Source organism: Rhizobium zaerense, from assembly GCF_051810725.1.
Lineage (GTDB): Bacteria > Pseudomonadota > Alphaproteobacteria > Rhizobiales > Rhizobiaceae > Rhizobium > Rhizobium leguminosarum_I.
In genome coordinates this window covers 960001-983583 of record NZ_CM132690.1, presented here as the reverse complement: position 1 = coordinate 983583, position 23583 = coordinate 960001, and the positions used below count along the sequence as shown (strand labels likewise).

Annotated in this window: 16 protein-coding genes, 1 tRNA gene, 2 rRNA genes and 1 pseudogene; 10 read left to right on the top strand and 10 right to left on the bottom strand. The window is 59.3% G+C overall.

The window, feature by feature from the left end:
* The first annotated feature begins 124 nt into the window (after positions 1-124).
* The 8 genes from ACS4RR_RS04770 to ACS4RR_RS04735 are packed head-to-tail and all read left to right on the top strand — an operon-like array spanning position 125 to position 9561.
* Positions 125-1231 carry an NAD-dependent epimerase/dehydratase family protein gene (locus ACS4RR_RS04770; RefSeq protein WP_260297224.1) on the top strand — a complete coding sequence of 369 codons (1107 nt, stop codon included), beginning with the start codon at positions 125-127 and terminating at the stop codon, positions 1229-1231.
* Entirely contained in the window at positions 1228-3270 is a 2043-nt protein-coding gene (locus ACS4RR_RS04765) for an NAD-dependent epimerase/dehydratase family protein (protein WP_162115714.1), read from the top strand. Before ACS4RR_RS04770 ends, ACS4RR_RS04765 begins: the two co-directional genes overlap by 4 nt.
* Before the next feature lie 23 nt (positions 3271-3293).
* Positions 3294-4373, top strand: a complete 1080-nt coding sequence (locus ACS4RR_RS04760; protein ID WP_260111077.1) for a glycosyltransferase family 4 protein — start codon at positions 3294-3296, stop codon at positions 4371-4373.
* Entirely contained in the window at positions 4370-5500 is a 1131-nt protein-coding gene (locus ACS4RR_RS04755; protein ID WP_260109544.1) for a CgeB family protein, read from the top strand. The genes ACS4RR_RS04760 and ACS4RR_RS04755 overlap by 4 nt, the downstream gene beginning before the upstream one ends.
* On the top strand, positions 5497-6585 hold the full coding sequence (locus tag ACS4RR_RS04750; protein ID WP_456189764.1) for a CgeB family protein: 1089 nt from the start codon (positions 5497-5499) through the stop codon (positions 6583-6585). The genes ACS4RR_RS04755 and ACS4RR_RS04750 overlap by 4 nt, the downstream gene beginning before the upstream one ends.
* On the top strand, positions 6582-7700 hold the full coding sequence (locus ACS4RR_RS04745) for a CgeB family protein (RefSeq protein WP_260109546.1): 1119 nt from the start codon (positions 6582-6584) through the stop codon (positions 7698-7700). Before ACS4RR_RS04750 ends, ACS4RR_RS04745 begins: the two co-directional genes overlap by 4 nt.
* Before the next feature lie 10 nt (positions 7701-7710).
* Positions 7711-8766 carry a UDP-glucuronic acid decarboxylase family protein gene (locus ACS4RR_RS04740; protein ID WP_162115715.1) on the top strand — a complete coding sequence of 352 codons (1056 nt, stop codon included), beginning with the start codon at positions 7711-7713 and terminating at the stop codon, positions 8764-8766.
* A 33-nt stretch (positions 8767-8799) separates the two neighbouring features.
* The gene (locus tag ACS4RR_RS04735) at positions 8800-9561 is read left to right on the top strand and encodes a TIGR04290 family methyltransferase (protein ID WP_162115716.1); all 762 of its coding nucleotides are present in this window, start codon (positions 8800-8802) and stop codon (positions 9559-9561) included.
* A gap of 44 nt (positions 9562-9605) precedes the next feature.
* Here the strand turns inward: ACS4RR_RS04735 and ACS4RR_RS04730 are convergent, their stop codons facing one another.
* A complete protein-coding gene (locus ACS4RR_RS04730) occupies positions 9606-11003 on the bottom strand; it encodes a cytochrome P450 (RefSeq protein ID WP_456189763.1) in 1398 nt (465 codons plus the stop codon).
* A 175-nt stretch (positions 11004-11178) separates the two neighbouring features.
* On the opposite strand from ACS4RR_RS04730, the gene ACS4RR_RS04725 reads away from it, so the two are divergent.
* Complete coding sequence (locus tag ACS4RR_RS04725; RefSeq protein WP_222280631.1) at positions 11179-12279, top strand: flavodoxin family protein; 1101 nt, start codon at positions 11179-11181, stop codon at positions 12277-12279.
* Between the two features lie 58 nt (positions 12280-12337).
* Here ACS4RR_RS04725 and ACS4RR_RS04720 read toward each other — a convergent pair whose 3' ends face one another.
* On the bottom strand, positions 12338-13138 hold the full coding sequence (locus ACS4RR_RS04720) for an SDR family NAD(P)-dependent oxidoreductase (protein ID WP_222280630.1): 801 nt from the start codon (positions 13136-13138) through the stop codon (positions 12338-12340).
* Positions 13139-13333: 195 nt separating this feature from the next.
* Positions 13334-13861 carry a sigma-70 family RNA polymerase sigma factor gene (locus ACS4RR_RS04715; RefSeq protein ID WP_170262995.1) on the bottom strand — a complete coding sequence of 176 codons (528 nt, stop codon included), beginning with the start codon at positions 13859-13861 and terminating at the stop codon, positions 13334-13336.
* 463 nt (positions 13862-14324) lie between these two features.
* Here ACS4RR_RS04715 and ACS4RR_RS04710 point away from each other — a divergent pair, with 463 nt between their 5' ends.
* The gene (locus ACS4RR_RS04710) at positions 14325-14825 is read left to right on the top strand and encodes a YciE/YciF ferroxidase family protein (protein ID WP_017967227.1); all 501 of its coding nucleotides are present in this window, start codon (positions 14325-14327) and stop codon (positions 14823-14825) included.
* Between the two features lie 667 nt (positions 14826-15492).
* On the opposite strand, the pseudogene ACS4RR_RS04705 reads toward ACS4RR_RS04710, so the two are convergent.
* The 7 genes and pseudogenes from ACS4RR_RS04705 to ACS4RR_RS04675 all read right to left on the bottom strand — a co-directional run.
* Positions 15493-15645, bottom strand: a pseudogene (locus ACS4RR_RS04705) (NADP-dependent oxidoreductase); the annotation flags it as partial.
* A 654-nt stretch (positions 15646-16299) separates the two neighbouring features.
* Positions 16300-17100 (bottom strand): ATP-dependent metallopeptidase FtsH/Yme1/Tma family protein, encoded by an 801-nt coding sequence (locus ACS4RR_RS04700; RefSeq protein WP_260109548.1) that lies wholly within the window; start codon positions 17098-17100, stop codon positions 16300-16302.
* Complete coding sequence (locus ACS4RR_RS04695; protein ID WP_456189762.1) at positions 17097-18953, bottom strand: AAA family ATPase; 1857 nt, start codon at positions 18951-18953, stop codon at positions 17097-17099. The genes ACS4RR_RS04700 and ACS4RR_RS04695 overlap by 4 nt, the downstream gene beginning before the upstream one ends.
* Positions 18954-18971: 18 nt before the next feature.
* Positions 18972-19526, bottom strand: a complete 555-nt coding sequence (locus ACS4RR_RS04690) for a hypothetical protein (RefSeq protein ID WP_260109550.1) — start codon at positions 19524-19526, stop codon at positions 18972-18974.
* A 226-nt stretch (positions 19527-19752) separates the two neighbouring features.
* A tRNA-Met gene (locus ACS4RR_RS04685) sits at positions 19753-19829 on the bottom strand.
* Between the two features lie 145 nt (positions 19830-19974).
* Positions 19975-20089 (bottom strand): 5S ribosomal RNA (gene rrf / locus ACS4RR_RS04680).
* A 253-nt stretch (positions 20090-20342) separates the two neighbouring features.
* Positions 20343-23220 (bottom strand): 23S ribosomal RNA (locus ACS4RR_RS04675).
* Positions 23221-23583: the final 363 nt, after the last annotated feature.

Here is a 23583-nt window from a genome sequence, read left to right as displayed (position 1 = left end):
CGACGCCGCCAGTTGTTCCGGACGATGTCAAAGAACATGTCAAAGAAGATGACATTGATGCAGGAACAATCTTCGCCTCGGTTGGTTCGGCAGGTCATCTTCAACTTGAGCGGACGGAAATCAGATGGCGATGATCCTTGTAACTGGCGGCTGCGGCTTCATCGGAAGACATGTTGTCGAGGAGCTTCTCGACAATAGGTATGAGGTACGGGTTCTCGATGCATTGATCGATCAGGTTCACGGCGATGCTGAAACGTCGCTGCCGGAGGCTGCCGAAATCATCCGCGGCGACGTCAGAGACAAGACTGCGGTCGAACGGGCTCTGTTGGGTGCCGATGGCGTCATCCACCTCGCTGCGGAGGTCGGTGTCGGACAGTCAATGTACGAGATCGCTCGATATGTCGGGGGCAATGATCTTGGCACCGCGGTTCTTCTGGAGGCGATGATCGGCCGCCGACCCAAACGCGTTGTCGTCGCCTCGTCTATGAGCGTCTATGGCGAGGGCCGCTATGAAACCGCCGACGGTGCGCAGCTCGACCTGGTCAGGCGGCGCAGCGACGAGATCAAGGCCGGTCAATGGAATCCGCGCGGCGCTGACGGCAAAGTCCTGAGGCCGGTTGCGACGGATGAAGAAAAGCCGGTGGATCTCTCCTCGATTTATGCGCTGACCAAGTATGCGCAGGAAAAACAGGTCCTGATCTTTGGCGAAGCCTATGGCCTCGAGGCGGTGGCGCTCCGTCTCTTCAACGTGTTCGGCGCCGGCCAGGCCTTGTCCAATCCCTATACCGGAGTGTTGGCGAACTTCGCTTCAAGGCTCGCCAATGGTCAGCCGCCGATGATCTTTGAGGATGGCGAGCAGCGGCGAGATTTCGTGCATGTGCGCGACGTCGCGCGCGCTTTCCGCCTGGCGCTCGAAAAACCCAATGCGCCGGGACATGTGATCAATATCGGCAGCGGTCAGGCCTATACGATCGCGGAAGTCGCAACGCTTCTCGCCGATGCGATGGGCGTGCCTGAGATCCTGCCCGAAATCATGAACAAGGCGAGGTCCGGCGATATCCGCAACTGCTTTGCCGACATTGCGAAGGCGCGTGAACTGCTCGGCTTTGAGCCGCGCTTCATGCTGGAAAACGCGCTCGGACCTTTCGTCGATTGGGTGAAACAGACCGGAGCGATCGATCGCGGCGCGGAAATGAAGCGGCAGTTGGAGGAAAGGGGGCTGGTATCATGACCATAGCCGCATTGTCCGCCGCGACCGGCACGTCCTCAAGATCCTATGGCTTCGTCGAATGGTTCCGCCCGGGCGAATACGAGCGGACGTCGCAGACGATCGCAGACGTCCGCATCAGCGGCGCCAGCTACTTGCGCACCCATCTGTCATGGGCCGAATACCTCGCTCCGGGTGGCGAAGCATGGTTTGACTGGCTGATCCCGAAGCTTGGCCGCGAGATCGATCTCCTGCCCTGCCTTCACTACACGCCGCCGTCCTTGTCGCGGACCGGAAGGTCCTCCGGCGCACCGGCCGATCTCAAATCCTATGCCGACTTCGTCGACCACGTGCTCACCCGATACGGTCAGTATTTCAGTCATATCGAATTGTGGAACGAGCCTAACAACCTGCTCGACTGGGATTGGCGCGAGGACAAGGACTTCCTGCTGTTTTGCGAGATGGTCGGCGCCGCCGCCTACTGGGCCAAACATCGCGGCTGGCAGCCGGTGCTCGGCGGGCCATGCCCCTTCGACCCCTATTGGCTTAACCTGATGGGCGAGCGCGGTGTGCTCGGCGTCGTCGATGCCGTCGGCTTCCACGGTTTTCCCGGCACGTGGGACAGCGAGGAAGGCACCTGGGGCGGCTGGGACATGCATCTCGGCGAGATGCGAAACATTATCGACCGCTTTAATGACAAGGCCGAGATCTGGATTACCGAAACCGGTTATTCGACCTGGCGCAACGACGAGATGGAGCAGGCACGGCGTTTCGTGAGGGCTCTGAGCGTGCCGGCCGACCGGATGTATTGGTATTCCTGGCGCGATGTGCCGCCGGACGTGCCGGTGCAGGAGGGCCTGTGGTTCGATCCGCGGCACTATCATCTTGGTGCCGTCACCCACGAGAATCAGCCGAAGCTGCTCGCGCGTTTGCTGATGGAAGGCGGCGTCGATCGGCTCGAGCAGGTCGCGCGGCTCGCCACGCCCAACCTCGACAAGGGAGCCGCCCCGATCGTCATCACCGGAGGCTGCGGCTTCATCGGCTCGAACCTCGCCGACAGCTACCTCCAGGACGGCGAAGACGTCGTCGTGCTCGACAATCTCGGGCGGCCCGGCGTCGACCAAAACCTCGGCTGGCTGACCGAGAGGCATGGGTCAAGGCTACATCCGGTGCTTGCCGACGTGCGCGACGCCAGAAGCATCGAGGCAGCCTTCGCCGACGCCAAAGCAGTCTTTCATTTCGCCGCCCAGACCGCGGTCACCACCAGCCTCATTCACCCGATCAATGACTTCGAGGCCAATGCGCGCGGCACGATCAATGTGCTGGAATCGGTGCGAAAGGCCGGTCGCCAGGCTCCGGTGATCTTTGCCAGCACCAACAAAGTGTATGGCGGGCTCGACGACCTTGCCATGCGGGAGGCCGAGGACCGCTACATGCCGGTCGATGAGACCGTCCGATCATACGGGATCGGCGAAGACAGGCCGCTTGATTTCTGCACCCCCTATGGCTGCTCGAAAGGCGTGGCCGACCAATACGTGCTGGACTATGCGAAATCCTTCTCCATCCCGACGGCCGTGCTGCGCATGAGCTGCATCTACGGCCCGCGCCAATTCGGCACCGAGGACCAGGGTTGGGTGGCGCATTTCCTGATCCGGGCGCTCGCCGGCGAACCGGTCTCAATTTACGGCGACGGCAAGCAGGTTCGCGATATTCTTCACGTCGCGGATGCGATTGCCGCCTATCGCGGCGTTCTCGATGGCATTGACGGGATCAAAGGCCGCGTCTTCAATCTGGGCGGCGGTCCGGCGAATGCCGTCAGCGTGCTTGCAGTCCTGCGCGCGATCGGCAGGCTGATTGGGCACCCGGTCGAAACCTCCTTCGACGACTGGCGATCAGGCGATCAGTATTTCTTCGTCGCCGACACCCGCAAGCTGCAACAGACTCTCGGCTGGAGTGCGCGTGTCGGCTGGGAAAGCGGACTGCAGCACCTCGCGGAGTGGCTTGTCGAAAATCGTTTCGGCGGCCGACCGCTCCTGCGCCGCGATCGGAGGGCCTCCGCATGATCCGTCGACGAGTCCGGATTTTGATGACCCTGGATGCGGTTGGCGGCGTCTGGCGCTATGCGATGGATCTCGCCGCCGGGCTTCGGCGCCAGGGGATGGAAATCGTCTTTGCCGGTCTCGGCCCCGCACCGTCGGCAACGCAGACCGCAGAGGCGAAAGCGCTGGGACAGCTGGTATGGCTCGATGCCCCTCTCGACTGGATGGCGTCGAGCAGGGCCGAAATATCAGCCGCGCCCACCGAAATTTCCCGCATTGCCAGGGATTATCACGTCGATCTGCTGCATCTCAACCTGCCGTCCCAGGCCGCCGGGATCGACACGCCGCTGCCCGTAGTCGTCGTGTCCCATTCCTGCGTCGTCACCTGGTTTGCCGCGGTGCGCCAGACGCTGGTGCCGCCGGATTGGGGATGGCAGTGCGATGCAAACAAAGAAGGTTTCGACCGCGCCGATGCCGTCCTTGCGCCAAGCATGAGCCATGCGGATGCACTGCAAGCCGCCTATGGTCCGCTCTCGCGGCTGAGGGTGGTCTACAATGCGAGCCGCGTCGGATCCGACCAGCGTCCAAAGAAGACTTTCGTCTTCGCGGCCGGGCGCTGGTGGGATGACGGCAAGAACGGGGTCGTCCTCGACAGGGCGGCAGCAGCAATGCCCTTGCCCGTCGTCATGGCAGGCTCTTGCTCAGGTCCCAATGGGCAGCGATTGCAGCTCAAAGACGCCGACGATCGTGGGCCGCTCCCCTATCCGAAGACCATCGCCTTGATGCAGAGCGCGCAAATTGTCGTATCGCCGTCCGTTTACGAGCCCTTCGGCCTGACCGCTCTCGAGGCGGCGCGATGCGGCGCGGCTCTGGTGCTGTCTGATATCCCAACCTATCGCGAGCTGTGGGATGGGTGCGCGCTGTTCTTCGATCCGCATGATCCCCAGTCCCTTGCAGCAGCGTGCATGCGCCTCTGCGAAGACGAGCAATTGCTCGCCGAACTCGTGGTGCGATCGCTGGAGCGCTCGCGAGCCTTCAGTTTGGAACGCCAGGCGGCATCGATGCTCGAAACATACGCGCGACTGATGAACGACATTTTCACCCCGGCAACGGCGGAGCAATCATGAAATTCCTGTTTTACACCCATTCGCTTGTTTCGGATTGGAACCACGGCAACGCTCACTTCCTGCGCGGCATCATGCGGGAGCTGACACGCCGCGATCACCAGGCGCTAGCGCTCGAACCCGAGGAATCCTGGAGCCGGAGCAACCTGCTCAGCGATCAAGGGCCGAGGGCGGTCGAGAAATTTCACGAGACGTTCCCGCAGCTTCGTTCGCAAATGTACGGACCGCATTTCGATCACGAGGCGGCGATCGCCGAGGCGGACGTCGTAGTCGTCCATGAATGGACGGAGCCGGCTCTGGTGGAACGGATCGGCCAAGCCCGGCGCAGCGGCGCCGATTTCACCCTGTTGTTCCACGACACACATCACCGCGCCGTGTCGGCAAAGAGCGACATCGCCGGACTGACGCTTGAGGATTATGACGGCGTGCTCGCCTTCGGCGAGACGCTGCGGCAGCGCTATCTGCAGGCCGGTTGGGGCAGATCGGTGTTCACCTGGCATGAGGCGGCTGACGACGCGCTGTTTTATCCGAGGCCGGAGATCGAAAAGACAGGCGATCTCATCTGGATCGGCAATTGGGGCGATGACGAGCGCTCCGCCGAGCTGATGGAATTCCTCGTCCGCCCCGCGCGTGAGCTCGGGTTGAAGACGACCGTTCGCGGGGTGCGCTATCCCAAACAGGCGTTTGACGCTCTTGAGGATGCAGGCATCGACTATGGCGGCTGGATCGCCAATGCAGAGGCGCCGCTCGCTTTCGCCGGCCACAAAGCGACCGTGCATATTCCGCGGCGCCCTTATGTCGAAAACCTCCCCGGCATTCCGACGATCCGTGTCTTCGAAGCGCTGGCCTGCGGCATCCCGCTGATCTCAGCACCCTGGCAAGATGCCGAGGCGCTTTTCAGCTCGGGCAGGGATTATCTCGTCGCCGAGAATGGCCGGGAGATGTCGCGCCTGTTGCGTGAGGTGCTAACGGACGATGCTCTCGCGGCTGCGCTGGTCACATCCGGTCTCGAGACGATCCGGGCGCGGCACACCTGCCGGCATCGCGTCGATGAACTCTTCTCCATTCTGGAGCAATGCGGCACGGCGGGCGTCGTCGGCCAGCTGCCAGCCAAGGAGGCTGCCGAATGAAAATCGCCTTTTACGGATCAAGCCTGGTTTCCGCCTACTGGAACGGTGCCGCCACTTACTATCGCGGCCTGCTGCGCGCTCTGGCGCAGAAGGGCTACGACATCACCTTCTACGAGCCCGACGTCTACGAGCGGCAGAAAAACCGTGATATCGATCCGCCCGAATGGTGCAAGGTCGTCGTCTACCAAGGCACCGTCGAGGCGCTGAAGGAGGTGACGGCGGCTGCGGCCGAGGCCGATATCGTCGTCAAAGCCAGCGGCGTCGGTTTCGAGGACGATCTCCTGCTGCAGGAAGTCCTTCGCCATGCCAGACAAGGGGCTCTGAAAATCTTTTGGGATGTGGATGCGCCGGCAACGCTCTCAGAGCTGCGGCAGAGTCCCGAGCACCCGCTTCGCAAATCCCTGGGCCGGATCGACCTCGTCCTCACCTATGGCGGCGGCAACCCCGTGGTCGACGCCTATCGCAGCCTCGGGGCAGCCGACTGTGTGCCGATCTATAACGCGCTCGATCCTCAAACCCATTATCCGGTGCAGGAGGAGGCGCGGTTCACCGCGGATCTTGCCTTTCTCGGAAACCGTCTCCCTGACCGCGAAGCGCGGGTCGAGCAATTTTTCCTCGAGCCGGCTGCCCGCTTGCCACAGCAAAATTTCCTGCTCGGCGGGTCCGGCTGGAGCGACAAATCCATGTCTTCGAATACCGTTCACATCGGGCATGTCCCGACCCGTGACCACAATGCTTTCAATGCGACGCCGAAAGCCGTGCTCAATATTTCCCGCGCCAGCATGGCCGAAAACGGCTTTTCGCCGGCAACCCGCGTTTTCGAAGCCGCCGGCGCCGGCGCCTGCCTGATCACCGACTACTGGCAGGGCATAGACCTGTTTCTCAAGCCCGGTGACGAAATCCTGGTGGCGCGGGACGGCAAGGATGTCACCGATCTTCTGACCGGCCTGACATGGCCGCAGGCCAAGGCGATCGGACAGCGGGCGCTGAGACGCGTGCTTGCCGAACATACCTATAGCAATCGCGCCGAGACCGCCGATGCCATCTTCCGCGCCCGCGCCACGCGAGCGGAGGCTGCCGAATGACCAGTCCTCTTGATATCGTCATCCTCGGCCTCTCCTTGTCGTCGTCCTGGGGCAATGGTCACGCAACGACCTATCGCGCCCTCATCGGCGGCTTGCGCGCTGAGGGGCACCGGGTGCTGTTCCTGGAACACGATGTGCCCTGGTATGCAGCGCATCGAGATCTTCCCGACCCTGACTTCTGCCAGCTCGTCCACTACAGCGACATCGATGAGATGATCGAAAAACATGCCGATCGTATCAAGGCGGCGGACGCGGTCGTCATCGGGTCTTATGTGCCCTCTGGCGTGACGGTCATCGACAGGATCACCGCCCTGAAGCCGCGGCGCCTTTGCTTTTACGACATCGATACGCCGGTCACGCTGGCGAAACTCGACCGTGGCGACGAGGAGTATCTGGCGCGCCGACAGCTTGCGACCTTCGACGGCTACTTCTCGTTTTCCGGCGGTGACGTGTTGGCTAGGCTCGAACGCAGATACGGCGCGCGCAAAGCGATCGCTCTCTACTGCTCCGTCGATGCGAGCCGATACAAATCGACCGGCGAAGCCTTCCGCTGGGATTTCGGCTATCTCGGCACCTATAGCCCCGACCGGCAGCCAACGCTGGAGCGGCTGCTGATCGAGCCTGCCCGGCAGCTGCCGCATCTAAGCTTCGTGGTTGCCGGTCCTCAATATCCCGGGGATATCGACTGGCCGCCAAACGTCGAGCGCATCGAGCACCTGCCTCCCCCTGATCATCCGAGCTTCTACAGCCGGCAGCGTTTTACGCTGAACGTCACTCGAAGCGACATGATCGCAGCGGGCTGGTCGCCGAGCGTGCGGTTGTTCGAGGCCGCTGCCTGCGGCACGCCGATCATCAGCGACGACTGGCGCGGCCTGGACGAGCTCTTTGCCGACCGTCAGGCAATCATCATCGCCAAAGGATCGGGGGATGTCGTCGACGCCCTGACAACCACCTCTGCCGCAGGGCGTCGTGCGCTGGCTTCGGCCGCCGCGGCGACGGTGATGCAGCGCCATACCGGCGAGGTGCGGGCTCGTGAACTCGCCGCCGCCCTGCGAGAACTGCCAGAAGAAGGGGTGAACGACAGCGCCCCCGAACCTCAATCCATTTCAGCCTAGGAGACGCATGATGCTGCAAAGGACGCGAAACGGAAGAGTGAAGACTGTGCTGGTCGCCGGAGGAGCCGGTTTCGTCGGTTCGCATTTATGCGATGCGCTGCTGGCACGCGGCGACCGAGTGATCTGTGTCGACAGCTATATCACCGGATCGGAGGACAATGTCCGGCCGTTGATCAACCATCCGAAGTTTCGTTTGGTCGAAAAGGACATCTGCCATCTCCATAGCCTCGACGAGCCTTTGGACCAGATCTACAACCTCGCCTGTGCGGCATCGCCCCCACAATACCAGGCAGACCCGGTGCATACGATGATGACCTGTGTCGCGGGCACCGGCAATTTGCTTTCGCTGGCCGAACAGCATCATGCCTCGCTCCTGCAGGCGTCGACGAGCGAGGTCTATGGCGATCCCGTCGAGCATCCGCAGACGGAGGACTATCGCGGCAATGTCAGCTGCATAGGCCCGCGCGCTTGCTACGACGAAGGCAAGCGGGCGGCGGAAGCGCTTTGCTTCGATACGCTGCGGGCCGGCAAGGTGGACGCACGTGTTGCCCGCATCTTCAACACCTATGGGCCGCGTATGCAGCCGAGCGACGGGCGGATCATCTCCAATCTGCTGGTGCAGTCCATATCAGGCGCGCCGCTGACGATCTATGGAAGCGGCGATCAGACGCGCTCCTTCTGCTTCGTCAGCGACCTCGTCGCGGGCCTGATGGCGCTGATGGATGTCGATCCCAATCCGGGCGTCCCGGTCAATCTCGGCAATCCCGGCGAATTCACGATCAACCAGCTGGTCGATATGGTGTTGGCCATGGTGCCGTCGACATCCGTTGTCGTCCACAAGCCGCTGCCGGAAGACGACCCTCAGCGCAGACGGCCCGATATCTCACGGGCAAAAGAACTTCTCGACTGGCATCCGACGATTCCGCTTGCCGAAGGTCTTCGTCTGACCGCCGAGTGGTTCATCGCCGCGGCCCGTCCTGACGGCGGCTTCGATGGCGCGCAGGTCACGCGGCGGTCGACTTGGCGGCGGCGTGCAAAAGCCGGACGCACCGCGATCGGCGTCTGACATGCGAGCGATAAATGACAAAGGAGAGCCGAGATGGATGCAGCACAGCCGACGAGAGATCAGGAGCTGCAAAAGCGGATTCAGGAACTCGGGCCGTGGTTTCAGAATTTGAACATCGGCGGCCACATGACAGCGGCCGATCATTTCCTCGGAGATTATCCCACCTTCAAATGGAAAGGGTTCCAGCATGTGCTGCCGGCCGATCTCAGCGGCTTCACCGTGCTCGATGTCGGCTGCAACGCCGGCTTCTATTCCCTCGAGATGAAACGCCGCAACGCCGCCCGTGTCGTCGGCATCGATCCCGACCCGCGCTACCTGGCGCAGGCCCGCTTCGCGGCGGAACAATTGCAAGCGGAAATCGAATTCCGGCAGATGTCGGTCTATGACGTCGCCCGACTAGGCGAGAAATTCGATCTGGTAATCTTCATGGGTGTGCTCTATCACCTGCGACACCCCCTGCTGGCGCTGGATCTTCTTTATGAACACGCTGTCGGTGACATGATGCTGTTCCAATGCCTCCAGCGCGGCGACGAGCGCATTCCCGACCTTAGGGAAGATTACGACTTTTCAGAATGGAACATCTTCGACCAGCCTGAATATCCGAAGCTTTTCTTTGTCGAAGAACGCTATGCATCCGATCCGACAAACTGGTTCATTCCCAACCAGGCGGCGGCCGAGGCAATGCTGCGCAGCGCCGGCTTTCGAATTGACGCCCATCCGGAACGCGAGGTCTATCTTTGCCGACGAGGCCAACGCCATTATGCGGTAGAGCCGCCCCTGGTAGTAATGATCTAAAGACTATCGTTGCTGCGGATCGCCACTGCGACGAGGAATGGATTTCAATGAGGCGGAAAGCCTGCCGCAGCATGCGGTGCACTGGCCCCAACCCGCTGCCTGCTGAGCCGTAGCCGAATATCGAAATGGTTGAGGGTGCCGGGCAGATCGTCGACTGTCAGAGATGGCTGAAGCAGCGTGACATCAGTCCCCGACAACAGCGTGCCAATGGCAAGGCTTGCAATCGTCGGTACGAGGTTGTGGGCTGGACATATGGCAGCGCCGGCGCTGAAAGGCACGAATCCGATCGCCGGCAACGCGTCGTTCGGTCCCCAGATACTCGGTTCCATGCGGTTGGCATAAGCCAACTCCGGATCCCGGTGAAAAAAAGGCGCGAAGATAACGACGCCAGTGCCGCGCGCCACGGTCCTATCGCCGGTTTTGATATCCGCCGTCAGCTCTCTGAGAATGACGGGGGTCGTCGGCCAGAGGCGCAGCGCCTCGAGCAGGCAATTGCGCGTGAAAGGACGATCAAGTTCGGGATCTTTGGCTTCGTCAACGGCTTTGGCCCAGTAGCTCGGATGGCAGGCAAGCAGCGCAAGCGTCCGGAAAATGGTAATTCCGGCAGCGTCGAAGGCAAACAGCCATTGGGCCACTTGGCTTTCCAAACCGAAATCGCTGCCTTTCGGCAGCCGACCGATCAGACTGCCCTCTCCCGGCTGGCGCAGATATTGGCCGAGCTGCTGCTGAAACTGCCGGCGCTTGCGCCGATCGATGGAAGCTGCAAAAGCCCAATTCGCCCGGCTTCGAAGGTCGTTCAAGGTCTTGGTCAAAGTGACGTCGTTGCGTGCGAGATCGCCGAGTACGATCCGGCGGACAATCCGGAACCAGGCTTGCGAGAAAGCTGACCAATCGAGTTCGTTCCGGCCGTCGGAACCGATGCCGTTCAAAACCTCCAGGAGTTCGGTATCAACGATGGCCTTGAAGCGGGCCGTAGATGGATGCAGCCGGTCCGCGCTTGCCAAAGCATGTTCATGGATCGGCCGAAGCTCGGCTCGCTGCGAGGCGTCTGAAATGAGCACGTTTTCCGGTTCGAAATGCGCAAGAGCGGCACGCTTCTCCCGGGTTGCCGTGTCAAATGGCTGGGGCGAACACTGGAGCACCGTCGAGACGTCGACAGGGTCAAGGATAAGCAACTGCGGCCGGAATGGTATAGGCAAAAGGAGAGGTGCCCGACCATATTTTTTCACCAGCCGCGGCATCTGCTTGACGGCGCCGGTATCCAGACCCTGCCGCTGTGCCAGGCGTTCCATAATCGGGCGGCGAATGATGATGCCTTTGGCAGCCGTCGGAACCATGACAGCCGCAACCACGCGCAGTGTGTCGATCCAGCTGGCGCGATTTATGCGGGCGAAGCCGGCGGGTCTTGCATTGGAAAAGACGGCTTGGTTGCGAGAATTCATGACCGCAAAGCCCCTTGCTGCATGGGATATTTGATCGGCTTCATTTCCGAACCAGGACAACGGCCGATTGTTCCGGTCTGAATCACTGATCCTTGATACATGATGCAACTTGGAGACAGCGGAACAGAAGTCGGCTCACCGCGTTGTGTCGAGCGCATAGATGCGTGGAGGCCCCATGCCTGACGAACCAGCCGCAGACGCACCTGACCTCGAACCGCGAAAAGGCAGCCCAAGCCCTCGCCTCGACGAGAGCGAATTCAAGACGCGTTTCCTGAGCCAGTTCATGGATGCAGCGTATCAGCCCCTGGAAGCCGAACTCGGCAAACTCGCCGCGGCTGCCTGGGATGCTTACGCCCATTCGCGAAAGAGTCCCATAACCAGAAAGGCTGGACCAGGCTTTGCCGATCCAGACTATGATCTCGCCGTGGATTGGATTGTGGCCAGCGGCGAAATTCGCGCTGCGCAAGCGCGCTTCGAGGACGAGCGCGCGCCATCGCGCGTCCTTCTCATCAACGGTTCGTCGCGAAGCGAACATACCTGTCCGGGCGAGCTTTCGAAAAGTTTTCGGATGGTCGAAATCGCCAAGGAGGTGTTCGCCGCCGCCGGCGCCATCGTCAATGTCCTCGACCTCAGTCGCATCGCTTCCGAATACGGCCGACAGATCCATCCGTGCAAGGCGTGCTTCTCGACATCGGCCGCACTCTGTCATTGGCCGTGCTCCTGCTATCCGAATTACTCGCTCGGACAGATCCACGATTGGATGAACGATATCTACCCAATGTGGGTCGAGGCCCATGGCATCATGATCGTCAGTCCGGTGAATTGGTACCAGACGTCCTCGCCGCTGAAACTGATGATCGACCGGCTTGTCTGCGCCGACGGAGGCAATCCGGATCCGACAAGCACGCATGGAAAACATGCCAAGGAGGCCAAAGAGCTTGAGATGCAGGGATGGGACTATCCTCGCCATCTTTCCGGCCGCCTGTTTTCGGTCGTCGTCCACGGCGATACCGAAGGTGTCGAGAATGTCCGCCACAGCGTTTCGAACTGGCTGACGTCGATGGACCTCATACCGGCAGGAGCATTGGCCGAGGTCGAACGCTACATCGGCTATTGGGAGCCCTACGCCACCAGCCACGACGCCTTCGAAAGAGATAAAGCCTTTCAGGAGGAAGTGCGCAATGCCGCCCGGACGCTGTTGGAAGGCATCACGTCACGACGCAACAGCAAGATGGTGACGGCGGGAAGGCGGTTGAAGCAGCCGCGTGAGAAATGAGCGGCAGCCCGACGGGTCTAGACGTGATTGCCGATCTCGTTAGACCCGTCGGGATAATCTACTCCTTGCCCGAACCTGGTTCAGCCATCTTGGCATGCTGATGCGCAAGAATGCTCGCCGGCGTCACCTTGGCAACGGCTGCCTGCAGCTTATTCTTCCAGCCGCTCACGACATCGCCTTCGCCGTCCATCATGGCGTCAAAGCCGATCTTGGCAACCTCGGCGGGATCATCCTTTTTGGCCTGTCCGACGGAGGTATCCATGAGGTCGGCGCGCCTGAAAAATTCGGTGTCGGTCGCGCCGGGCATCAGGCAGCTGACGGTCACGCCGGTCTCTTTCAACTCCTCGCGCAACGCGAAAGAGAAGCTGTTGATGAAAGCCTTTGTGCCATTGTAGACGGCCTGATAGGAACCAGGCATGAAACCGGCGATGGAGCCGGTCAGCAGAATGCGACCCTCGCCGCGGCTGCGCATCAGGTTGCCGATCTGTTGGACGAGATAAATGGTGCCGACGATGTTCGTATCGACGACTTTCCGGACCTGCGCAAAATCCTGGTCGAGGAAACCGTTGCCGAGGCCGCGCCCGGCATTGGCCATCAGCAGATCGACCGACCGCCCAGAAGCTTCGATGGCTTCCATCAGCCGGTCGACGCCTTCTTCGGTGGAAAGATCGGTTTCGATCGCCTCGACCGAAGTGCCAAATTCCTTGAGGCTCGCCGCTGCTTGCTGGATGCGTCTCTCGTCGGCGGCGATAATCACATCATAGCCTTCCTGCGCCGCGCATTTGGCAAGTTCATAGCCAATACCCGTCGAGGCGCCGGTGATCACCGCGAGACCTTTGCCAGGTTCATTCCTATCCATGTTTTGTCTCCTAGAGTTCGGAAAAGCTGCAGCCACCGAACCTGAAAAGAGAGGGTATGTTCCGGCGAGGGGCGGCGTCTCGAACGTGTGGTGCGGGAGCCTCGGTGGTGCGCCATGTGGCTCCCGATGTTCAGCCGCATAAAAGGACGGCTGTGTGATGATTGCTGATTGGCGGCTGGCGGAACAGGAGCGGCATCAGTCGATGAGTTGGTTCCCCAGCAGCGATTGCAGGGTTTCGCGGGCGCGGCTGACGCGGCTTTTCAAGGTGCCAACCCGGCAGCCGCAGATCCTGGCGGCCTCTTCATAACTCGTTCCGGCGGCGACCAGCGTCAGGGCACGGCGTCTGTCGTCGGAGAGGCGCGTCAATGCCTGTCGCAGTTCGCGCTCGCGAAGCGCCCACTCCTGGCTTGGCGCGATTGCGACTTGCTCCATCGTCACATCCATCCCGACCGGCTCGCGCTGCCGGCGACGATAGTTGCTGCAGAACGTATTTCGAAGGATGGTGAAGAGCCAGGATTTAAGAGAGGTGCCGGGATGGTAGAGATGAATTGAATTCAGTGCCTTCAGCAGCGTTTCCTGCACGAGATCATCGATGTCGTCCTCACTGCGCAGGAATCTTCGGGCAAACGCGTGCAACGCCGGTGTCAGTTCAACAATCTCCAGCTCGACCGAGGATGTTTTTTGGCAATGCGACGCGGGACGTGGTGAAGATAAAGACGTCATTTTTCTCTCCTGGGATGAAAGGAAAGTTCCGGACATCTTAATTGTTGCTGTACGATAACGGACGAAAATCTCATTTTCGCTCATCGGCATACCTCTTCCAAAGCAACAGGACGCACAAAGATGCCGGAAGGCAGTGGCAGATCGTCCAAAGGCATCGCTGGTAGGCGACACGATCCAGACTTGAAACGACGATCCGGCAAAAATCGTTCCTGCGGCGATGCCGCAGCATTGATAACGCTCACGTTATCCGGCGAGGTCCGTGCGTAAGGTGCCAGATCTCGTGAAAAGATAGGCAGGGCAGGAACAACAAACGCCGGCAATGGTTTGATCTATCGCCGACTGCAACCCTTTGAGTCGGCCTCGTCCTTGGCCGGACAGAGATGGCGCCGCCGTTACCGGGGCGTCATCTCCGCGCTCAAATGTTCGACCGGCGAGAGCTCATTAACAGCCATAGGAGGACTCAATGGCAACCGAGAAGACCCTAAACGATCTGTTCCTCGACACGCTCAAGGATATTTATTACGCCGAAAAACAGATCCTGAAGGCGCTGCCGAAAATGGCCCGCGCCGCCCAGTCGGAGGAAGGCAAAGCCGGTTTTCTGCAGCATCGGGACGAGACCCAGGCCCAGGTCGAACGTCTCGAACAGGTGTTTGAAATGATCGGCAAGCCGGCACGTGGCAAGACCTGCGAAGCCATTCAGGGAATCATTGCCGAAGCTGATGAGATCATGGAGGAGTTCAAGGGCACGGTTGCCCTGGATGCCGGACTGATCTCTTCGGCTCAGGCCGTGGAGCACTACGAGATCGCTCGCTATGGCACGCTGATCGCATGGGCAAAGCAACTCGGCCTCAAGGACGCCGTCCCGCTGCTGCAGGCAACACTTGCGGAAGAAGAGGCGACCGACAAGAAACTCACGCAGATTGCCGAGTCCACAGCAAATGCCAAGGGAAAGCGAGCGGCCTGATACGGTAACGCGCCTTCACGGCCGCCGCATGGCGGCCGTTTATCGTCGGCTTTGCACTCGGCCTCGGCGATAGACGGCAAGCCATCATGCCCCAATGCTAGATGAGTTCGATATGAGCGTAATCAGTTTCGATAAACTCCGCGACAGGCGCGAACGGCCTGACGCTCAATTCGTCCGAACGGACGACCACGGGCAGGTAATGTATCTCTTCGCACTTGAATACGAGATGGGCCAATCGACTTGGTCTGCCAAGATCTGGGCCTATTCATTTGAAGATGCCGAAATGCGGGTGAAGGCAATGCGTGAGAGCCTTACGGTCTGCGGGCAGATGCATACGTCGATAGGCGCTTAATCGACCGAAAAGCAATCGATCGACGGTGGACAGCTAGATCCGCCGCTCCTGACTTTCCTGATAAGGCTGGCAACGCGGCGTCGCATGCCCTACCGAGAGCTGCAACACTCTCCGTTGCCTCGCGAACATATCGGCTCCGGCGGCTCATAGGCGAGTCGCGCGCGCAAGGCGCGATGCGTTTCAACAGAAAGATCACAAATGGTGACCGCCGGCAGTGACATCATCCTCTCACAAACAACAACGGACCGCTGACGCGCCTCCGGCGAACGGGACCAGCGCACTCGCGGCACAGTGCTCAGCGCCTTCCGTTGTTTTTCACGGGAGAATGCGGATGACCGTCTTTCCCGCGCGCCGCTCCGTCGAATTGAAGGCGGCGACCGCATCGTCCAGACTTGGAACTTTGCCGATGTTCGTCCGAACTCTTCCGTCCCGGACCCGCTGAACGAGCTCGGACAGCTGGGTACGATCGCCCGGTCCGACCGAAGAACGGGCGATGCGCTCGTCCAGGCGCGCCAATGCGAGGCCGGGGCGAGAAATCGGCCGCAGCAGCCGCAGCAGGGTCCGGGTCGGCAATTTTGAGAGATCGTAAGGCATTGAAGATATGGTAAATAAGCAATTAACCAGAAGCGATATGCGATTTATCTTCCGCCATGGCCGTAAATTTTAAATCAGATCCTGACCAGCGATAAGTACTGGTTATCGATGGTTATATTTTCTATAATAAAAGGAGAAATTATATTAATTCTAGACGCTAGAACTTCTTCTATGGCTATTTTATTTAACTTTTCCCGAAATTCACCCTGAATTATTCTTAATATTATTATCTACCGGCGTCGGATCCGCGGCTGCCTCGCGTTCAGCTCGCGCTGAGACTGAGGTGCTAAGTGTTTCCCTCTTGTTGTCGTTGATAGCCGTCGATGGAGAGAGGACCGGCGCAAGGCGTTTGTCGCAGAAACGGAATCTTCAGGTTCTGAATCGGATTTCCGTGGCATTGAAATAAATGAGCTCAATTTGTTTCAACGTGCCCGCAACCAAAGGCGACGTGGATCGCAGGACGGCCAAGTCCTGATAGTGTTCGCACGCCGCCGTCTGAGCAGTGGCGTGCTGGTCTATGATAGCCTTTCAGGCCGGCGCGCCTAGAATCGCGGCGACCGCATCCCCATCGAGCGCCTGGTGATCAAAGAGTTCCCGCGCCAGCCGGTCGAAGGCGGCTCGGTTTTCGCGGATCACCTCGGTTGCCCTTGCCTGCGCAAACTCCAGCCGCCGATGAACTCGATCTGCGAGCTCGACGTCGCGCGTCAGGGCAACGGTTAGATCCCGGTGTGCGAGATAGAGCAAGGGATGATGACCGCCGAAGCCGAGGGCCTGCTCCATGTCGAGAGCGATCCATGTCGCACGGGCGAGATCGCTGTGCTCTGCGCCGCCGGAACCGGCCGACGCAGATTTGAGCACGATCAGTTCGGCCGCGCGTCCGGCTAGTAACATGGCGAGGAGCCGCTCATACCATTCCGCGGTATCCGGTGCGCCAGTCGCGAAAGACACCGCGTTGTGGCCCCCGTCCTTGGTATCAATCGTTAGGCCCTTGATGGATCCGAGACGCAGAGCGTGATGGACGATGGCATGACCTGCCTCGTGGATCGCAAATCGCCAGCGGACGTCATAAGGAACCGGCGGTCGATGACCGCGGATGCCGGCTTCGATATCGTCATAAGTCAGGCGCCGCTTTTCGCATCGCGCCTTTAGCCTTGCCTCGGGCACGATGCGTTCAATGTCGGCGCCGGTGAGGCCCATCGCCCGCGTTGCCAGACGCAGGAGAGTTTGCGCAACGAGGTTGTCTCTTTCATGCCGATCCGCCCCGTTACTTCCTTCCCGAGCGCTATCGGGCCGAAACGTTTCGCGTCTGGTTTCCGTGATCCTGATCATGGCTGCGCTCCTTCCAGACCTTCCACTCCCACGATGATGTCGAGATCGGGACCGAGTTGATGGGCGAGAATGCCAGCGAGCGGCAGAATGTCGGGCCGTGGGATGTCGATGTGCGTCTCCAGCCTCCCTGATCGACGGATCGCTTCGTCGATCTCATTCGGCCGGTTGGTGGCGCCGACAACGATGACGCCCTCGCTCTTCACCGCGCCATCGAGGAGCTCAAGCAGCTTGTTGACGCAAGCGTTCCAGTAGTCCGCGTACTGCCTCCAAGCGCTTACCCTCATGCCGATGCCATCGATCTCGTCGACGAAGAGGATGCACGGCGCCTGTGCCCTCGCTTGGGTAAAAGTGTCCGCCATACGATCAAGCACTGCATGAAGATACTCTCCTTGCAGCCAGGTCGAGACGGAGGTGACGACCAGAGGCACTTGCAGACTATTGCATAAAGCGCGTGCAAAGGTCGTCTTGCCGATTCCCGGTGGGCCGGACAAGAGAAGCTTGGTGCTCATATCGGACCAGGCAAGATCCCCGGCAAGATAATCCGCCAGGTCCGATTTCAACCCGAGCGCCCAGTCCTTTGCCGCGCCGTATCCGGTCAAGGTCTCGACCAGCAGCGCCGGTCCACCCTTTCCCGACACTCCACGGTCGGCAGGCTCTGGCTGGATGACCTCCGCACCGGTCGGCTTGCCTTTCGATCCGCCTTTGCGTTTGTCCGTCGATGAGGACGAGGCGTCGCCATCGGCGGTGCGCTCCTGCGATGTCTGGCGCGCTCGATCAGTGGGGCTCTGCATGATCAGCCGCCGCGCGGAGGCAGTAGTGTCTCTGTCTTTTTCACCGTCGCGATCCTCGCGATTGTGGTCCGCCAGCCCGGCCAGCGCATCAATGCTGGCAAGCAGCGCTCGGCTAGGCCGGATGGCGATGGCAAGATCGTCCAGAGTCAATGCGCCCGCGTCGATCTCGGCAATGGAGCCGGCATGGGACGAGACGGTGCCGCTTCCGTATACCGCTTCCAGCAGATCCGTGATGAGGATAGTGTCGATTCCGCTGCCGCTAAGCCGCACGTCGCAAGTCAGATCGATTTGATCCGGAACGCCCTGATCAGTCTCCGATACGGCAAGAACCGGCGAGCCGTGCGCCACGGCCCAGAGCAACTGGCGCCGCATGGACGAGCGGCTTGGGCGGTCAGTCCGGGCGACCGGAATCTGCAGGAAGACACGTTTGGTTTCGCCTTCTACCCACCTCCAGATTTCGTCAACAAAGGTAAAATCCGCGGCCATGCCGACATAGGGGCCGAACGGCATAAAGGCTGTCGCTTCGACAAGCTGCGGCAGCGCCCGCTCGAACCCTTCGACCAGCACCTCCACGGCGAAGACTGCAGCAGGCCGACGAAGGAGCGAGACCACATCGCGCAGCTCAACACCCGATTCCTCCATGGTCGCTGCGAGCAAAAGCACTGTCGCCATGTCTTTGATGCTCGGCACCTCACCGGCTTCGCCGACAGCCCTCACCGCATAGATAGGCGTCGTATCATCGACGCCGCTTCCGGTTGGAGAGTGTCGCTTGAGATGCGCCGGCCAGACAGATGCGGGGGACAGGAGGTCGGGCCGCCTGCTCGCGTCCATCGGGGCCTCGATCAGGAAGGATGCGAGATGATCGCGCACCCACTGCCGATCTCGCTCGGCCTCGCCCGTCAGATAGGACTGATCGAAGGCCGGCGTAAAGCGGCCGACGACATGGCCGTCGACGATGGCGGCGGTCATGGTCAGCAGGCCGGTACGGACGGCCAACCGCCGGGTCTTACGGCGCTGGACATGACGCAGGCGTCGAAGCAGGAAAGAAGAGAGACGATCCATCAGCCTTCCTCCATCGCATCAACCAAAGAAGCGGAAACAATTTCCGCAGCACCAGCACGAGGCATGGCAGCGTGAAGATCGCTCAAGGCGGCCCAATGGGTCCTGAACTGCATTCCGGTGGCGTTCTACTCGATGGAGATTTTCGATCGCATTTCGCAGAGGATGATTACGCATAAGGTCAACCTCCTGAAGCAGTCGCCTTCCCAACGGGATGAGCTGACGGCCGCGCTGAAGGCGACCACCCAACGCCAGAACAGCATCATCCAGCAGATCAGCGATCGAGCTGCGGAAGGCCGCCCTCGCCTCGCCGCGCTCGACGATCAATTGGACGAACTGGAAGCGACGCGCGAGAAGCTGGCGGCGGACCTGAATGCACTGGCAGAGCCGGTGGAGGATTTTCAGGAGAAGATCGCCAAGCTCAAGGCGCAGTTCAATCCCACTAATATGGAGATCATCATCCGCAAGCTCATCTTCCTCGCTCGCCACAATGCCGATGAACAAGCCAAGCAGCGGCTGATGCCCATAGTGCGCGATTTGATCCAGACCGTCGTGATCGGCAAGACGCCGGGCCATCAGCCGGCATCCCTGCAGGTCCACGGATCAATCGCCAACATCATGGCATCCATGGAGGCGATTGACGTGCTCGAGCAGCAATTTCTGGCTGCCGCCCAGAACGACCTGATGGCGAAGATTGCCTCCGGCGAGATCGACACGGAAGCCAAAAAACAAAAGCTCCTCGACGCTTACGCGGAGGAACTCAAGAGCAAATACCCGGAGTGGGCAAATTTGCAAGTTTCAGTGGTTGCGGGGGCAGGATTTGAACCTGCGGCCTTCAGGTTATGAGCCTGACGAGCTACCGGGCTGCTCCACCCCGCGCCATTTTATTTTGCCTATGGCAAATATGGTATTTCTTGTCTGTCTGTTCAACGCAGAAGGGCCGCTTGTGAGCGGCCCTTTTGCGACGGCATGGGCCGTTTGTTTTGTTTAGAGAAGATTGTTTTATCAAAGTTGCGTTTTGCAGACCTGGCAGCGACCTACTCTCCCGCGTCTTAAGACGAAGTACCATGGGCGCAGGGGCGTTTCACGGCCGTGTTCGGAAAGGGAACGGGTGCAGCCACCCCGCCATAACCACCAGGTCGGCAAAGCGCAACTTTGTTGTTTTGAGAAGCTGGATTTGGAGCGAATAGGGAGTAGCCAATAGCGAATAGCGTTATTTGGTTCTCTTTCGCTGGTTTTGAACACGTCTTTTGGAACCTCTTCCGGCTGCGGGTGCTTGTGGCACCCATACAGGCCAGAGGCCGTCGCCAATCGTTTGGCGGGCCGTCCGCAGCGCCATGGCGCGTCAGGACAAAGGTCTGGCACATCGATCGATGAGCATAGTCAATGAGAACGATCAAGCCGATCGAGCTATTAGTACCGGTAAGCTTCATGCGTTGCCGCACTTCCACACCCGGCCTATCAACGTGGTCGTCTTCCACGGCTCTGATAGGGAATACTCGTTTTCAGGTGGGTTTCCCGCTTAGATGCCTTCAGCGGTTATCCCGTCCATATGTAGCTACCCTGCTATGCCCTTGGCAGGACAACAGGTCCACCAGAGATATGTCCATCCCGGTCCTCTCGTACTAGGGACAGATCCTGTCAATATTCCTACACCCACGGCAGATAGGGACCGAACTGTCTCACGACGTTCTGAACCCAGCTCACGTACCGCTTTAATTGGCGAACAGCCAAACCCTTGGGACCTGCTCCAGCCCCAGGATGCGATGAGCCGACATCGAGGTGCCAAACAACCCCGTCGATATGGACTCTTGGGGGTCATCAGCCTGTTATCCCCGGCGTACCTTTTATCCGTTGAGCGATGGCCCTTCCACGCGGGACCACCGGATCACTATGACCGACTTTCGTCTCTGCTCGACTTGTCAGTCTCGCAGTCAGGCGGGCTTATGCCATTGCACTCGACGACCGATTTCCGACCGGTCTGAGCCCACCATCGCGCGCCTCCGTTACTCTTTCGGAGGCGACCGCCCCAGTCAAACTACCCACCATACACTGTCCCGGACCCGGATAACGGGCCGCGGTTAGACATCCATGACGATAAGGGTGGTATTTCAAGGATGGCTCCACGGAAACTGGCGTCCCCGCTTCAAAGCCTACCACCTATCCTACACATGCCGACACGAATGCCAGTGTAAAGCTATAGTAAAGGTGCACGGGGTCTTTCCGTCTGACCGCAGGAACCCCGCATCTTCACGGGGAATTCAATTTCACTGAGTCTATGTTGGAGACAGCGGGGAAGTCGTTACGCCATTCGTGCAGGTCGGAACTTACCCGACAAGGAATTTCGCTACCTTAGGACCGTTATAGTTACGGCCGCCGTTTACTGGGGCTTCGATTCAAAGCTTGCACCTCTCCTCTTAACCTTCCAGCACCGGGCAGGCGTCAGACCCTATACGTCGTCTTGCGACTTCGCAGAGCCCTGTGTTTTTGATAAACAGTCGCTACCCCCTGGTCTGTGCCACCCCATAATAGTTGCCTACCATGGGGTCACGCTTCTTCCGAAGTTACGCGTGCAATTTGCCGAGTTCCTTCAACATAGTTCTCTCAAGCGCCTTGGTATACTCTACCTGACCACCTGTGTCGGTTTCGGGTACGGTCTATACGGTGGAGCTATTTCCTGGAACCGCTCCGCTGCCCTGATAATCCAATAAACCAGAACAACTTGTGCAATCCGTCACTACCACCAGGCCCACGAATATTAACGTGGTTCCCATCGACTACGCATTTCTGCCTCGCCTTAGGGGCCGGCTAACCCTGCTCAGATTAACTTTAAGCAGGAACCCTTGGTCTTTCGGCGAGAGGGTCTCTCACCCTCTTTATCGTTACTCATGTCAACATTCGCACTTCCGATACCTCCAGGAGCCCTCACGGGTCTCCCTTCATCAGCTTACGGAACGCTCCGCTACCACGTGTATTGCTACACATCCTCAGCTTCGGTGCATGGCTTCAGCCCCGTTACATTTTCGGCGCAAAGACCCTTATTTAGACCAGTGAGCTGTTACGCTTTCTTTAAATGATGGCTGCTTCTAAGCCAACATCCTGGTTGTTTTGGGATCCTCACATCCTTTCCCACTTAGCCATGACTTGGGGACCTTAGCTGGAGGTTAGGGTTGTTGCCCTTTTCACGACGGACGTTAGCACCCGCCGTGTGTCTGCCGAGTAGTACTCCCCGGTATTCGGAGTTTGGTTAGGATCAGTAAGACGGTGAGTCCCCATAGCCCATCCAGTGCTCTACCCCCGGGGGTATTCGCTCGACGCTCTACCTAAATAGATTTCGCGGAGAACCAGCTATTTCCGAGTTTGATTGGCCTTTCACCCCTAGCCACAAGTCATCCCAATCTATTGCAACAGATGCGGGTTCGGTCCTCCAGTTGGTGTTACCCAACCTTCAACCTGCTCATGGCTAGATCACTCGGTTTCGGGTCTAATGCAACAAACTAAATCGCCCTATTCAGACTCGCTTTCGCTTCGCCTACACCTACCGGCTTAAGCTTGCTTGTTACACTAAGTCGTTGACCCATTATACAAAAGGTACGCCGTCACCCTTTCGGGCTCCGACTGTTTGTAGGCATCCGGTTTCAGGTTCTATTTCACTCCCCTTGTCGGGGTGCTTTTCACCTTTCCCTCACGGTACTTGTTCGCTATCGGTCATGCACGAGTACTTAGGCTTGGAGAGTGGTCTCCCCATGTTCAGACAGGATTTCTCGTGTCCCGCCCTACTCTAGGACAATCATGATATCTACGCGTACGGGGCTGTCACCCACTACGGCCGCACTTTCCAGAGCGTTCCACTTTAATCACAATTGCCACTGGCCTGGTCCGCGTTCGCTCGCCACTACTTGCGGAGTCTCGGTTGATGTCCTTTCCTGCAGGTACTTAGATGTTTCAGTTCCCTGCGTTCGCTTCTTACACCCTATGTATTCAGGTGCAGATACCTTATCACAATGCTTGGAACCTGGCGTCGCCTTGCGACGCAGCGAATAGTTGTTAGCGAATAGCGAATAGAATTTAAAAACTATTCGCTACTCACTATTCGCTATTCGCGGCGCCTGCGGCGCCAGATTCCCAAGCATTTAAGGTGGGTTGCCCCATTCGGAGATCCATGGATCAAAGCTCATTCGCAGCTCCCCACGGCTTTTCGCAGCGTATCACGTCCTTCATCGCCTGTGCATGCCAAGGCATCCACCAAATGCCCTTACGACACTTAATCGTTCTCATTGCCAATGCTCATCGTCTCGTTGCCCGTTCCGCAAGGAACGGCAACAGACCGGGTTACCTTTTACAACCCAGTCAATCCAACAATGCCATCGACGTGTTCGACAGGGCTGCTTTATTGGAGCTACGCCGAGCAGCTCGCTTGCAGCCTGTCTTAAGACCAGCTTCTCGAGATATGATCCGATACCGCGCGGTCAGGCAACGGTAATCCGATCGTTCATCAGACGAAGCCCAAAGGCAACGAACAACAAACGATCCAGAGTGACAAGCTTCCCTCCTACCTCCAGTCCTTCACCCATATCCGGCCGGCTAGGCCATTCATGGGATCATCAGAACTGGGCTCGGACGACAAGTTAAA

Excerpts from the sequence above, each read along its gene's own strand:
- ACS4RR_RS04740 (WP_162115715.1), top strand. The coding sequence starts at position 7,711 with ATGCTGCAAAGGACGCGAAACGGAAGAGTGAAGACTGTGCTGGTCGCC.
- ACS4RR_RS04695 (WP_456189762.1), bottom strand. The coding sequence starts at position 18,953 with ATGGATCGTCTCTCTTCTTTCCTGCTTCGACGCCTGCGTCATGTCCAG.
- ACS4RR_RS04735 (WP_162115716.1), top strand. The coding sequence starts at position 8,800 with ATGGATGCAGCACAGCCGACGAGAGATCAGGAGCTGCAAAAGCGGATT.
- ACS4RR_RS04745 (WP_260109546.1), top strand. The coding sequence starts at position 6,582 with ATGACCAGTCCTCTTGATATCGTCATCCTCGGCCTCTCCTTGTCGTCG.
- ACS4RR_RS04710 (WP_017967227.1), top strand. The coding sequence starts at position 14,325 with ATGGCAACCGAGAAGACCCTAAACGATCTGTTCCTCGACACGCTCAAG.
- ACS4RR_RS04725 (WP_222280631.1), top strand. The coding sequence starts at position 11,179 with ATGCCTGACGAACCAGCCGCAGACGCACCTGACCTCGAACCGCGAAAA.
- ACS4RR_RS04730 (WP_456189763.1), bottom strand. The coding sequence starts at position 11,003 with ATGAATTCTCGCAACCAAGCCGTCTTTTCCAATGCAAGACCCGCCGGC.
- ACS4RR_RS04770 (WP_260297224.1), top strand. The coding sequence starts at position 125 with ATGGCGATGATCCTTGTAACTGGCGGCTGCGGCTTCATCGGAAGACAT.
- ACS4RR_RS04690 (WP_260109550.1), bottom strand. The coding sequence starts at position 19,526 with ATGGCCCGGCGTCTTGCCGATCACGACGGTCTGGATCAAATCGCGCAC.
- ACS4RR_RS04755 (WP_260109544.1), top strand. The coding sequence starts at position 4,370 with ATGAAATTCCTGTTTTACACCCATTCGCTTGTTTCGGATTGGAACCAC.
- ACS4RR_RS04765 (WP_162115714.1), top strand. The coding sequence starts at position 1,228 with ATGACCATAGCCGCATTGTCCGCCGCGACCGGCACGTCCTCAAGATCC.
- ACS4RR_RS04750 (WP_456189764.1), top strand. The coding sequence starts at position 5,497 with ATGAAAATCGCCTTTTACGGATCAAGCCTGGTTTCCGCCTACTGGAAC.
- ACS4RR_RS04715 (WP_170262995.1), bottom strand. The coding sequence starts at position 13,861 with ATGACGTCTTTATCTTCACCACGTCCCGCGTCGCATTGCCAAAAAACA.
- ACS4RR_RS04720 (WP_222280630.1), bottom strand. The coding sequence starts at position 13,138 with ATGGATAGGAATGAACCTGGCAAAGGTCTCGCGGTGATCACCGGCGCC.
- ACS4RR_RS04760 (WP_260111077.1), top strand. The coding sequence starts at position 3,294 with ATGACCCTGGATGCGGTTGGCGGCGTCTGGCGCTATGCGATGGATCTC.
- ACS4RR_RS04700 (WP_260109548.1), bottom strand. The coding sequence starts at position 17,100 with ATGATCAGGATCACGGAAACCAGACGCGAAACGTTTCGGCCCGATAGC.